We start from the raw sequence: 12,966 nt of genomic DNA on the forward strand, positions 1-12,966 counted from the left end.
CCGTCCATTACAGCCGCCTGCTACCGGGAAAACTTGTCCAAAACGGATGCCCGATTTGTTCCATAGTGCCCTTAAGGCAGGGGATCAGGCTATCTTGGCGATGATCTCGTCGCCGAAACGGCGTACCGCATCGAGCCGGCCCTGCAAGTCCAGTTTGGGGTTGGTCACATCCCAGGGAATCAGGCCCGCGTCGGTGACGCCCATGGCGGCGAGGCGCTGGAAATCGGGAATGGTGCGGGCGGAGAACTCCAGTCCGTGGATCTGGAAGTCTTCCCGGTTGCGGGTACCGAACTCCTCCCGGTACTGGTTCAGCTCGACGATCAGCTTCTCCAGGGTTTCGTAATCGGTGTTGGCCGAGACCCAGCCGTCGCCGCTGCGGGCTGCACGCTTCAGGGCCACCTTGGCATGGCCGCCGATCAGGATGGGGATCGGCCGGGTGGGCACCGGATTCATCTTGAGGGGGCCGAAGTCGTAGTTCTCGCTGTGGAACTCGAAATATTCCCCGCTCATGCAGCCGCGGATGATGGCGATGCACTCGTCCATCAGCTTGCCGCGCTTCTCGAAATCCACGCCGTTGTAGGTGAAGTCCTCCTTCCAGGGGGAAAGGCCAGCCCCCAGCATCAGCCGGTTGTCGGACATCACTGCCAGGGAGGTCAGCAGCTTGGCCAGCACCAGGGGCTGGCGCACCGGCACTTTCATCACGCCGGGGTACATCTTGATGTTCCGGGTCACCGCCGCCATGGAGGCCATGGCAATGAACGGCTCGATGAAGGGCGTGCCGCCGATGTACTGACGGATGGCTTCGGTATCGGCGTAGGGATAGTCCGATTCCGACAGCTTGGGAAAGAACAGGCTGTCGGGCATGGCCACTGCGCTCCAGCCTGCTTCATCTGCTGCCTTGGCCAGGGGGACAAATTCGCTATAGTGGCTGAAGCCGAGTTCGAGGACGAAACGCATGCACCCTGTCTCCTTGATTTGGGTTGTATTGACCGTCGGTATTTGCTCGCAAGATCATAACAAACTCGTCCGACTTTCTGGGAATTAGGACACGTTGCATAAATGCGCAAAGCCTTGCCCAGACCGGGAATCCGGGAATTCTTCGAAAAACCTCATGTCATGAAATCACTACTGATTGCCCCCCTGTTGCTTTGGCTGCTCCTTGGGCACGCCGCCGAACCCCTGTTCCTGGACAGCCCGGCCGGCACCGAGCGGCTGTTGCATACCGAAGCGCCCGGCGCCTATTTCAAGCTCCAGCCCCATCTGGAGAGCCAGCAGAACCTGGCCTTCTGCGGCCCGGCCAGCATCGCGGCGGTGCTCAACAGCCTGGGTGTACCGCGCCCCGAGGATCCGCACCGCCGACCCTTTGCCTATTTCACCCAGGACAATATCTTTACCTCGGCCAGCGAAGCGGTGAAACGCCGCGACCAGGTGGCCAACCGGGGCATGACCCTGGACGAGATGGCGAACTTCCTCCAGGCCCTGGGCGTAAGGGCCAGGGCTTACCACGCCGACCAGCTGGACCTGGCAGGTGTGCGGGCCCTGGTGAGGGATGCCATGGCATCCCCGGGGAGCAGAATCATCGTCAACTACGACCGCCGGATGCTGAATCAGATGGGCGCCGGGCACCAGTCGCCCCTGGGAGCCTACGATCCTGCCAGCGATTCGGTGCTGATCCTGGACGTGGCCAAGTTCAAGTATCCGCCCACCTGGATCAGTCTGGCTGATCTGCTGCGGGCCATGGATACCCTGGACCCGGACTCGGGGAAGCGGCGAGGAATGGTGGTGGTGGAAAGCCATATACAGCCCTAGGGAAATGCTGATTAAGTCCGTCACACCGGCGAAGGAACGTCACCCCGGACCTGTCCGGGGACGGTGTCTAGTGTGTTGATTCCCCTGGATTCCGGTGTTCGCCGGAATGACGCATGGAGACTTGTTCGGTGTTTCCCTCGGGGGCTGGTCAGTGCGAGCCGCCAGCCCCCTCGTCGGGGAGGGATTGGGAGTAGGGTAATGGGAGGCCCTCTGGTGGCAACAACCCATGCCAGCCCCCCTTTCCGGTAAAGACTTACTGCCTGTTACAGGCAGGAGCAGGCCTCATTCGGGCATGAAGTAGAATGTCGGCCTTCTTTCAGTCCGGCCCCGGCATGATCCCAGGATGAAAAAACTTCTCGCGCCCCGCTCCGAGCTCTTCGAGGCACTGCTGGCCTATCGCCGTGTCTTCTGGAGCGCAGGTCTGTTCAGCTTTTTCATCAACCTGCTGTATCTGGTTCCCTCCATTTACATGCTCCAGGTCTATGACCGGGTGCTGGCCAGCCGCAGCTCCATGACCCTGCTGATGCTGACCCTGATCATGCTGGGCCTGTACGTGCTGATGAGCCTGATTGAATATGTGCGCAGCAAGCTGCTGGTGCGGGTCGGCAATGCCCTGGACGCCAAGCTGAGTCCCCGGGTATTTTCTGCGGCCTTCGAGCGCAATCTGGTCAAGGTGGGGGGTAATCCGGGCCAAGCCCTGGGGGATCTGGCCAATGTGCGCCAGTTCCTCACCGGCAACGGCCTCTTCGCGTTCTTTGACGCACCCTGGGCGCCCATCTACCTGGTGGTGGTGTTTTTCCTGCATCCCTTGCTTGGACTGTTTTCCCTGATCGGGGCCATCATTCTCTTTGGCCTGGCCTACGTCACCGAAACCGCCACCCGCAAGCCCCTGGCCGAGGCCAATGGTGCTGCCATCGCCGCCAGCAACTGCGCCAACAGCAACCTGCGCAATGCCGAAGTGATCCAGGCCATGGGCATGCTGCCCCATATTCGTCGGCGCTGGGCCCGTTATCAGACCGACATGCTCACCCTGCAAAGTCAGGCCAGCGACCGGGCCGGCATCATCAATGCGGGTACCAAGTTCTGCCGCATGTCCCTGCAATCAGGCATTCTTGGCCTGGGTGCCCTGCTGGCCATCGACAACACCATCACTCCCGGCGCCATGATCGCGGCCTCCATCCTGATGGGTCGCGCCCTGGCCCCGGTGGAACTGGCCATCGGTACCTGGAAACAACTCATCTCCGTGCGTGCCGCCTATCAGCGCCTGGATGATCTCCTGACCGCCTTCCCCGAGCGCCTGTCCGGCATGTCCCTGCCCAAGCCCCTGGGGGCCATCAGCGTGGAGAACCTGCTTGCCGGCGCTCCCAGCGGCGGTCCTCCGATCCTGAAGGGCGTCAACCTCTCCATCAGTGCCGGCGAAGTGGTGGGGGTCATCGGCCCCAGCGCCTCCGGCAAGTCCACCCTGGCCCGCCTGCTGGTGGGCATCTGGCCACCTCAGGCCGGCAAGGTGCGTCTGGACGGCATGGACGTCTATCTTTGGAATAAGGTGGAACTGGGCCCCTCTATCGGTTATCTGCCCCAGGATGTGGAACTCTTTGACGGCACCATCGCCGAGAATATCGCTCGCTTCGGCGAGGTGGATTCCCAGCAGGTGATCGCCGCCGCCCAGAAGGCCGGCGTCCATGACATGATCCTGCGTCTGCCCAGGGGCTACGACACCTCCATCGGCGAGGCCGGCGGCATGCTGTCCGGCGGGCAGCGCCAGCGGGTGGGCCTGGCCCGCTCTCTTTACGGTGATCCCTCCGTGGTGATACTGGATGAACCCAACTCCAACCTGGACGACGCCGGCGAAGCCGCCCTGGTGCGGGCCGTGCTGGATCTCAAGCAGCGGGGCAAGACGGTCATCCTGATCACCCATCGCACCAGTGTCCTGGCGGTGGTGGATAAATTGCTGCTGATGCGGGAGGGTACGCCCCAGCTCTACGGGCCACGAGACGAGGTGTTGAGAGCCTTGCAGCAGGCTCAACAACAGGCGCAGCAGCAGGTCCAGCAATCCAACCCCACACCGGCCACGATCTGATCTGCCATGACACTGCAACTGAAAAACACCTCGGCCCCCGTCCTGATCGAAGGCTCCAGCTCCCGGCCTGAGCCGACCCCGCCGGCCGGTCCCGATGCCGACCCCTCCAAGCCGGCCCGACTGGGCCTCTTGATCCTGCTGATCGGCTTCGGCGGCTTCATGCTCTGGGCCTTGCTGGCACCCCTGGATTCGGGCGTGCCCGCAGGGGGCGTGGTGTCGATCGAGTCTCAGCGCAAGACCGTGCAGCACCTCACCGGCGGTATCGTGGAAAAAATCCTGGTGCGGGAGGGTGACGAGGTCAAGGCCGGCCAGACCCTGGTGGTGCTCAATTCCACCCAGGCCCGAGCCAACCTGGGCATCGTGCGGGCCCAGTACCTGGCCGCCCGGGCCGTGGAGAACCGGCTGATGGCCGAATACCTGAATCGGGGCGCCATCCAGTTCGACAAGGACCTGCTGGCAGCCAGGAAAGAACCGCAGGTCGCTGAGATTCTGGACATTCAGGCCGCCCTGTTCGCCACCCGTCGCGCCAGCCAACGCAAGGAATCCGCCGTGCTGAAGGAAAGCGCCGCCGCCCTGGAGCCCCAGTTGCAGGGCATGCGGGAACTGGCTAGAGAGGGCTATGTGCCCCGCAACAAGATGCTGGACACCGAGCGAGCCCACGCCGAGATCCGGTTGCGCATCCTCCAGCAGGAGCAGGAATACCGCAAACAGGTGGAAACCCAGTTGGGTGAAGCCCAGAAGGAAGCCTCGGCCCAGCATGACCGTCTGCTGGCCACCATGGAGGAATTGACCCGCAGTGAGATCAAGGCGCCTCTGGACGGCTACGTGGTGGGGCTTTCCGTTCATACCGTGGGCGGCATCGTCGCGCCCGGCGGCCACATTCTGGACGTGGTGCCCAAGGGTGAAGCCCTGACCGTGGAGGCCCAGGTGGCCACCCATCTGATCGACCACGTCAAGGTGGGCATCGAGGCCGACCTGCGTTTCTCGGCCTTCAACCAAAAAACCACCCCGGTGATCATGGGCAAAGTGGTCACCGTCTCCGCCGATCGCCTCACCGATCCGGCCACCCGCATGCCCTATTACCTGGTGCGCATTTCCGTGCCCCCGAAGGAAATGGAAAAACTGGGCAAGAACAGCCATGTGGTGCCCGGTATGCCGGTGGAAGTCATCGTCAAGGGTGAGAGCCGCACCCTGATGAACTACCTGCTCAAGCCCCTGACAGATCGCTTCGCCAGCTCCCTCAAGGAACTCTGAAGCCATGATGTCCCAGCGACGCAGTACCCTGCGCAGCAGCGCCCTCCTGGGCAGTCTGCTGTGCGCCCTGGGGTCGGCTCCGGCCTTGGCCGGGGTATCCCTGAGGGATATCTATCAGCAAGCGATCAGTGGCGATGCGGACTTCGCCGCCGCCGCCGCCGACCGGGACGCCGGCCAGGAGGAGGCCAACAAGGGCCGTGCCGGCCTTCTGCCCACCGTCAGCCTGAGCGGCACTCAGACCCACAACAGCACCGATCAGCGCAGCATGACCATTCTGGGCATGCGCGGCAACAACTACGATTACACCTCCAGCAGCTACGGCATCAGCCTGCGTCAACCCCTCTATCGGCCCTACAACTGGGCCGGTTATCTTCAGGGCCAGTCCCGGGCCAGTCACGCCGAAGCCGTGTATGAGTCGGCCCGGCAGGATTTGATCGTACGTACCGTCGCCGCCTACCTGGACGTGCTGCTGGCCCAGGATAATCTGGACCTGGCCCAGGCCCAGCACCAGGCCTATGTCGAGCAACTGACCCAGGCCGAACGTCTGTTTGTCGGGGGCGAGGGCACGGTGACCGACATCAACGATGCCAAGTCCCGTCGCGATAGCGCCATTGCCCAGGAACTGGAAGCAACCAACAGTCTGGAGGTGGCGCGTCGCGCCCTGGAGCGCATTACCGGCCAGGAACCCCAGGCTCTCGCCACCCTGGCGGCGGATAAGCCAGTGCCCCAGAGCCCCGAACCCAACGACCTCAGCCAGTGGGTGGCCTGGGCGCGCAGCGCCAATCCCGCCGTACTGGCCCTGCGCCACGGGCTGGAGTCCGCCCGTCAGGACGTGGCCAAGGCCGGCTCGGAGCACAAACCGACCCTGGATCTGATCGCCAGCCGTTCCAAGAGCGACAGCGAGAACAACGTCTCCATCAACACCCGCTATGACACCCGGGCCGTCGGGGTGCAACTCAATGTGCCCCTCTTTGCGGGCGGTTACGTCAGTGCCAACGTGCGCCAGGCCGAGGCCGGGCAGCGCAAGGTGGAACAGCAACTGGAATCGGCCACCCGCAAGGCGGTGTTGGATGCCCGACAGTACTTCCTCGGCGTCAATACCGGCGTTGCCCAGATCAACGCCTATCGCCAGTCGGTGGCCTCCGCCGAATCCGCCCTGCAATCCACCCGCAAGGGCTTCCAGGCCGGGGTGCGCACCAGCGTGGACATCCTGAATGCCCAGCAGCAACTGTTCGCCGCCAAGCGCGATCTGGCCCGCAGCCGCTATGGCTACATCATGAACTGGCTGAAGCTCAAGGCGGCGGTGGGTAGCCTGGGCGAGGCGGACATCGCCCACCTGAACGGCTGGCTGGCGGTGCGATGAGGAAAATCAGGCCGCCTCGTGAATTTCTAGGCCCCTGTGGCTGCACCCATTGCGATAGCATGACAAAATGAATCCTCTGATACCCATCGTATTGTCCGGTGGCGCGGGAACCCGCCTGTGGCCGGTCTCCAGGGAAGGCCATCCCAAACCCTTCATGAAGTTGCCGGACGGCCAGAGCCTGCTGGCGAAAACCTATCTGCGGGCGATGGGTGGGGACCATGTGGCCGATGTCCTGACCATCACCAATCGCGACTACTATTTCAGCAGCAAGGATGAATTCAACCGTGTGGTGGAACAGTCCAGTTGCAATGTCAAGGGGAGCTTCCTGCTGGAGCCTTTCGGTCGTAACACGGCACCGGCCATTGCTTTGGGAGCCCTCTGGGCAAGGGAACTCCATGGCCCCGGCGCCACCCTGCTGGTCCTGCCCTCCGACCACCTGATCCAGGATGCCCGGGCGTTCCATGCGAACGTGCGTGAGGCGGTGGTCGCCGCCGGCGAGGGCCAGCTCGTCACTTTTGGAATTCCGGCGGCATCTCCCGAGACCGGCTTCGGATATATCGAAGGCGGGGAAACCCTGGGGACCGGCCTGGCGCGGGGTATCCGTCGCTTTACTGAAAAACCGAGCCTCGCCAAAGCCCAGGAATTCGTCGCCAGCGGAAATTATTTCTGGAATTCCGGAATGTTCTGCTTCACGGCGGACACCCTGCTGGAGGAGTTGGCCGCCCATGCACCCCAGATGCATCAAGCCCTCATGGCCTGCTGGGAAAACACCTGGCAGGCATCGGACGACAAATGGCGGGTACTGGAAATCGATGCCCAGACCTTCGGCGATGTTCCCGACCTGTCGATCGATTATGCGGTCATGGAGCATTCCAGCCGGGGTGTGGTGGTGCCTGCCGCCTTCGACTGGAGCGACATCGGCTCCTGGAATGCCCTGGGTGCCTTGTTGCCGGAGGATGAACAGGGCAACCGGACCCAGGGCGACACGGTACTGATCAAGGCCAGCAACAACCTGATCCAGAGCGAGGATCGTCTGGTCGCCGTCCTGGGGGTGGATCACCTGGTCATCGTGGATACCCCCGACGCCCTGCTTGTTGCCCACAAGGACCATGTCCAGGATGTGCGCCAGGTGGTCACCGAATTGCGGACGATGGGCCACGACTGCTATCGCACCCATCGCACCGTGTCCCGTCCCTGGGGCACCTATACCGTCCTGGAGGAGGGCAGTCGTTTCAAGATCAAGCGCCTGGAGGTGCGTCCCGGCGCTGCGCTGTCCCTGCAGATGCATCATTACCGCAGCGAGCACTGGATCGTGGTCAGCGGTGTGGCCAAGGTGATCAACGGTGAACGGGAAATCGACATCAACACCAACGAATCCACCTACATCCCGGCGGGCCACAAGCACCGTCTGCTCAATCCCGGCGTCGTCGATCTGGTGCTAATCGAGGTCCAAAGCGGTGACTACCTGGGCGAAGATGACATCGTGCGTTTCGATGACCACTACGGCCGGGTCTGATCCCGGCAAAATGCCTGACGGGATGGACATTGCGCTCGGGGCCTCGATACTCAACCGGGGCCTGCAAAGCGGTTATCTGGATGGCATCGGTACCTATACCCTGCATTTGTTGGAGGGCCTGAGGGTTCGCCGGCAACAGGTAGTCCCCTATGTGTTCTCCAATGATGCCGATGCCGGTCTTGCACCCGGCATGTGCGCCTTTCCCGGCCGATTTGGTCTCGATCTGCTGGGCGCCGCCATCATCGGTCGCCCTTTTCCAGACGACGGCCTGACGGGCAGAATATTCCACGCCACCGATCATCGCATTCCCCGCCTTCGGGGCCGGCCGGTAGTGGCGACCCTGATGGACCCGGTTCCTCTGATGCGCAGCGACTGGGTCACGCCGGGCTTTCGCCGCACAAAGAACTGGTTTTTTCAGCGTTCGACGCAATGGGCAGATCGAGTGATTGCCATCTCTGAGAGTGCTGCAGAAGACCTTGTGGAGTACTTCCGGATAAATCCAAATCGCATCACTGTGATTCCACTGGGGGTGGATGGAAATTTTTCCGCATCGCTGGCCGAGTCAGTCAGGCAGACGGCTCTGGCCCGTCACGGATTATCGGGAAGTTTCTTCCTGTTCATCGGAACTTTGCAGCCGAGGAAGAATCTCGAGCGCATCATCGATGCCCATCAGTCCTTACCGTTGCCGGTGCGCAATTCCTTTCCTTTGGTGATTGCAGGCCGTCACGGTTGGGGGGGCGAGGCTCTGGTTGCGCGTCTCCGACAACTGGAGGCCAAAGGCACGGTTCGCTGGCTGAATTACGTAACCAACGAAGAAAAGCTTGCTCTGCTGAAATCGGCCCACGCACTGGTTTTCCCCTCTCTCTACGAGGGGTTCGGCTTGCCCGTATTGGAAGCCTTTGCGTCAGGCTTGCCAGTGATCACATCCAACACCACGGCTCTGCCTGAAGTAGCGGGTGACGCCGCCTTGTTGGTGGACCCCCGCTCAACGGATGAAATTGCCGAGGCAATGCTGAAGCTGGTGGAAGACCAAGCTTTGCATGGATCACTTGTGGTACGGGGACTCCAACGGGCACAGCAGTTTTCCTGGGATCGCTGTGTCGATGCCACACTGGACGTCTACCGTCAGATGTTGCCCACATGATCAAGGCGCTGCATTTCGGCCGCTTCTTCTCGGAGGCCATGGGCGGGACCGGCCGCCATGTGGACGAGTTGCTCTCCCGGCTCAAGGACAAGATCCACGTGGATAACCTGGTTGCCGCCGAGAGCTGGCGCGGCGACCATCTCTGCCCCCATGGCTACGATGTTTATCGGGCACCTTCCCTGGGCATCGTCGCCAGCACGGCCATCAGTCCGACCATGCCCTTGCTGGCCCGGCGCCTACACGCCCGCCACCACTACGACATCGTGCATCTGCACCTACCGGACCCCATGGCCCACCTGGCCTACCTGGCGTTGCCAGCCGGTCCTCGTCTGGTGATCAGCTGGCACAGCGACATTGTTCGCCAAAAAAACGCCCTGCGGATTTATCGGCCCTTGCTGGACGGATTGGTCGCCCGGGCCGATGCGGTACTCTGCGCCACGCCAAGGCATCAGGCAGCCTCGACCCAGCTGAGCGCCTGCCGGCCCGGTCGTCTGCACGTCGTTCCCTACGGCCTCGACTATCGGCGCTTTCTTGCTCCCGAGGCGAGCCAGGAAGCCCGTGCCTTGCGGGCAAGTCAGGGCGCCGGACCTGTGATCTTTGCCCTTGGGCGCCACGTCTACTACAAGGGTTTTGAATACCTGATCCGGGCGATGGAGCGGATTCCCGGCGCCACCCTGCTGCTGGGCGGTAGCGGCCCCTTGACGCCAGCACTAAAGGAACTTGCGGTGTCCCTGGGGCTGGCGGCGCGGGTGAAGTTCCTCGGCTATGTCAGCGATGATCAGCTGCCAGCCTATTACCACCTGGCGGATGTCTTCTGCCTTCCTTCCATCGCTTCCAGCGAGGCCTTCGGTCTAGTGCAACTGGAGGCCATGGCCTGCGGCAAGCCCGTGGTCTGCTGCGAATTGGGCAATGGCGTCACCTGGGTGAATCGGCACGGGGAGACCGGCCTGGTGGTGCCGCCGCAGGACCCCGTGGCCCTTGCCGAGGCGCTGCAGTGTTTGCTGGACGATCCGGCCTTACGCCGGTCCCTCGGCGAGAACGGTCGCCGCAGGGCGCTGGAGGAATTTTCCGTCCAGCGCATGGCCGAGCAGACCCTGGGTATCTATGATTCCTTGGTGGGCCGGGGCGGCGCAGGTTGAGGTGCTTGGCGGCGCACGGTGATGCGGGTTACCCGTAGCACCGGTTCCCCCTGCTGTGCCAGATTTCTCAGCTCCTGGGGGTGACGGATGATCAAACGACGCATGTCCTTTTCCACGATACCCCTCTGGCTGAGGTCAGCCAGAACTCTGGAAACTGTTTCCCGGCTAGTATTGATCATGATGGCGATGTCCTGCTGTGTGGGCAGGTTCTCCACCACCTCCAGACCACCGGGCTGGGTGCGCTTGTAGAACTCCAGCAAGGCGCAGACCCGCTGGAAAATGCTCTGAATGCCCAGCAACGTACGGAACTGGGACTCGCTGCGAATTTTCGCCGCCATGTGCGCCAGGATACGTTCCGCCACCGAGGGGCAGTGGGAGAACAGCCAGAGCGCGGTGGCCCGCGGCAGGGTGCCAACCACCGCCGTGTTGAGGGCCGTCACTGTCGCTGAGCGTGGCCCACCGTCGACAACCGCGATCTCGCCGAAAAAGTCACCGGCGTTGAATAGGTTGAGGCCTACGGCCCGCCCGTCCTCCGTCACATCCACCACCTGTAGCTGTCCCGAGAGCAGGAAGAGCAGGGCGGAACCCGGGGAGCCTTTGTGGATAACCGTCTCCCGCCGCGCGTACTGCCGTAGCCGCATGTCCGCCGCTACCCGAGTTATCTGCTCGTCGGTCAGGCTCGACAGCAGGGGTATCTTCCTGAGCTGTAGGGGATCGGCCGAGGGGCCGATGGATTCGATCTGGGGCTGCATGTTCTCAAATCGACGCAGGAGTGGACGGGGAGTGCCCATTGTCTCCCGCCGGGCTGGCCAAGGTAAAGATGTCCAGGGGCTGTTGGCGCCCCCGCAGCAATGTGCCGCCCAGGGCCCGCATGGCATGGCGCCGTGCCAGACGGGCGGTTGTCGCGCCAATCACAATGTCATGGGGCAAGTCCCGGGCCAGCTCCTGCAGGCGAGAAGCAACGTTTACGCTGTCGCCCACGGCTGTATAGGCGCTGCGGAACGGTGTGCCCAGGTCGCCGGCGACCGCCAGCCCGCTTTCGATGCCAATTCTCACGCGCACCGGTTTCTGGCCTGCTGCAATTCGCTTTCGGTTGAAAGCGGCCACCCGGTCTCGAATCTCCTGGGCGGCATCAAGGGCCTGATCGGCGTGGTCGGACACCGGCAGGGGGGCGCCCCAGAAGGCCATCAGGCCGTCGCCGGTGTATTTGTCCAGGGTGCCGCCATGGGCCAGTACTGGCACCGTCAGGCAATCCAGGAAGCCCCGGGTCAGGTCCACTGCCTCCTGCAGGGGCATGCCCTCCACCAGGCTGGCATAGCCCTCCATGTCGGAAATCAGGGTGGTGACCTCCAGATGTCTTGGCGCCAGCGGATCCACCTTGTCCCGGTTGCGCAGCAGTTCGTCCAACACCGGCTGGGCGACGTAGTGGCGAAACATGTCCAGCAGCCGGTGGCTTTCCCACTGGCTACGTCCCCATTCAAAGGGGATGGCGATGGACAGCAGGATCAGCAGGGACAATAGGGGGGCCGAAGGCGAGAAGGCACTATCCCGGGGAATGAGCAACATCGCCAGTCCCAGCCAGGACAGGGTGAGCAGGGTGAGCAGGGCCAGGCTGCGGCCTGCCGACCAGCGGGGGAAAGCCGCCAGGGCCAGGCCGACGGAAAGAATGGCAAATAGCGCGGCGATGAATCTGCCGGGCCAGGGAGTTGGTGTCTGGCCCGTCTGCTGATCCAGCAGGGAGGTAAGCGCCGCGCCATGCACAAGCATACCGGCTGTGGAGGCAGACAGCGGCGTTGCGACCCGGTCGCTCAATCCCAGGGCGGAAGAACCCACCACCACATAGCGGCCGGAGAGCAACCCATCGGGGGCATTCTCCGCCAGCAGATCGGCAGCGCCAACCACCGTGTAGGCCGACCAGCGGCGGGCGAATGGCAGGCGCCAGAAACCGGCGGGCGAGACTGTCGGCGCGGCAACTGCTGTCCCGGCACATTGCATCAGTGCCAGGGCGAGGGAAGGTAGCCGGTGGGACTCAAACTGGCTGATGAGGGGAAGGTGGCGTAACACCCCATCCGAGTCCGGCACGAAACCGATGTTGCCGATGCAGCGGGCCTCCCGCAGTCCGGCGTGGTTGGCGACAAAGCCGCTGGCAGACGCAGCGGGGACCTCCGGCAGCGCGCTGTCTTGGCCTGCCAAATGGCCGACACGCAGGGGCACCGGGCGGGCCACATAATCCAGGGCCTGGGCCAGGACGACCGGCGCGTGGCGGGCCAGGGAGGAAAGACGATCGTCCCCCGGCGCGGAACCAGGCTCGGGCAGCACCATGTCCAACGCCACCGCACGGGCGCCGTAGCGCCCCAGCAGCACCTCCAGCACATCCGCGAGGCGGTCCCGGGGCCAGGGCCAGGGTCCCAGGCGCTGCAGGCTGGCCTCGTCGATATCCACCAGGGCCAGGCGGTTCTCAGCCTGGTCCGAGGCCAGAAACCGTAATGTCTGATCACGGAACCAAGCATCTGACGCCGCTATCATCGGCAGCGACGAGGGCGACCATTCGATCGCCAGGGTCACCACCACTGCCAGCAGGGCGATGAGGACACGCATCAACCAGGAAACTTGATTCCGGCGGAATGGCGAAGCGCGGGGGGGACTTTCCATGGGCGACGC

10 protein-coding genes are annotated in these 12,966 nt (G+C 63.2%); 7 read left to right on the forward strand and 3 right to left on the reverse strand.

From position 1 onward, the window contains the following. Positions 1-84: 84 nt before the first annotated feature. The gene (locus DENOEST_RS18690) at positions 85-957 is read right to left on the reverse strand and encodes an LLM class flavin-dependent oxidoreductase (protein WP_145770340.1); all 873 of its coding nucleotides are present in this window, start codon (positions 955-957) and stop codon (positions 85-87) included. A 159-nt stretch (positions 958-1,116) separates the two neighbouring features. On the opposite strand from DENOEST_RS18690, the gene DENOEST_RS18695 reads away from it, so the two are divergent. The 7 genes from DENOEST_RS18695 to DENOEST_RS18725 all read left to right on the forward strand — a co-directional run bounded on the left by DENOEST_RS18695 (position 1,117) and on the right by DENOEST_RS18725 (position 10,305). Next, the gene (locus tag DENOEST_RS18695; protein WP_170228161.1) at positions 1,117-1,809 is read left to right on the forward strand and encodes a phytochelatin synthase family protein; all 693 of its coding nucleotides are present in this window, start codon (positions 1,117-1,119) and stop codon (positions 1,807-1,809) included. Between the two features lie 343 nt (positions 1,810-2,152). Beyond that, complete coding sequence (locus DENOEST_RS18700) at positions 2,153-3,889, forward strand: type I secretion system permease/ATPase (protein ID WP_145770342.1); 1,737 nt, start codon at positions 2,153-2,155, stop codon at positions 3,887-3,889. Between the two features lie 6 nt (positions 3,890-3,895). Continuing rightward, complete coding sequence (locus tag DENOEST_RS18705) at positions 3,896-5,143, forward strand: HlyD family efflux transporter periplasmic adaptor subunit (RefSeq protein ID WP_145770343.1); 1,248 nt, start codon at positions 3,896-3,898, stop codon at positions 5,141-5,143. Between the two features lie 4 nt (positions 5,144-5,147). Further along, complete coding sequence (locus DENOEST_RS18710; protein WP_145770344.1) at positions 5,148-6,506, forward strand: TolC family outer membrane protein; 1,359 nt, start codon at positions 5,148-5,150, stop codon at positions 6,504-6,506. A gap of 67 nt (positions 6,507-6,573) precedes the next feature. Next, the gene (locus tag DENOEST_RS18715; RefSeq protein ID WP_145770345.1) at positions 6,574-8,022 is read left to right on the forward strand and encodes a mannose-1-phosphate guanylyltransferase/mannose-6-phosphate isomerase; all 1,449 of its coding nucleotides are present in this window, start codon (positions 6,574-6,576) and stop codon (positions 8,020-8,022) included. Next, entirely contained in the window at positions 8,000-9,166 is a 1,167-nt protein-coding gene (locus DENOEST_RS18720; protein ID WP_183148288.1) for a glycosyltransferase family 4 protein, read from the forward strand. Before DENOEST_RS18715 ends, DENOEST_RS18720 begins: the two co-directional genes overlap by 23 nt. Then, on the forward strand, positions 9,163-10,305 hold the full coding sequence (locus tag DENOEST_RS18725; RefSeq protein WP_197970660.1) for a glycosyltransferase: 1,143 nt from the start codon (positions 9,163-9,165) through the stop codon (positions 10,303-10,305). Before DENOEST_RS18720 ends, DENOEST_RS18725 begins: the two co-directional genes overlap by 4 nt. Here DENOEST_RS18725 and DENOEST_RS18730 read toward each other — a convergent pair. After that, entirely contained in the window at positions 10,269-11,057 is a 789-nt protein-coding gene (locus DENOEST_RS18730; protein WP_145770347.1) for a Crp/Fnr family transcriptional regulator, read from the reverse strand. The two genes, DENOEST_RS18725 and DENOEST_RS18730, sit on opposite strands and share 37 nt — an antisense overlap. 4 nt (positions 11,058-11,061) lie before the next feature. Next, entirely contained in the window at positions 11,062-12,903 is a 1,842-nt protein-coding gene (locus DENOEST_RS18735) for a CHASE2 domain-containing protein (protein WP_197970661.1), read from the reverse strand. Positions 12,904-12,966: the final 63 nt, after the last annotated feature.

The organism is Denitratisoma oestradiolicum, from assembly GCF_902813185.1.
Lineage (GTDB): Bacteria > Pseudomonadota > Gammaproteobacteria > Burkholderiales > Rhodocyclaceae > Denitratisoma > Denitratisoma oestradiolicum.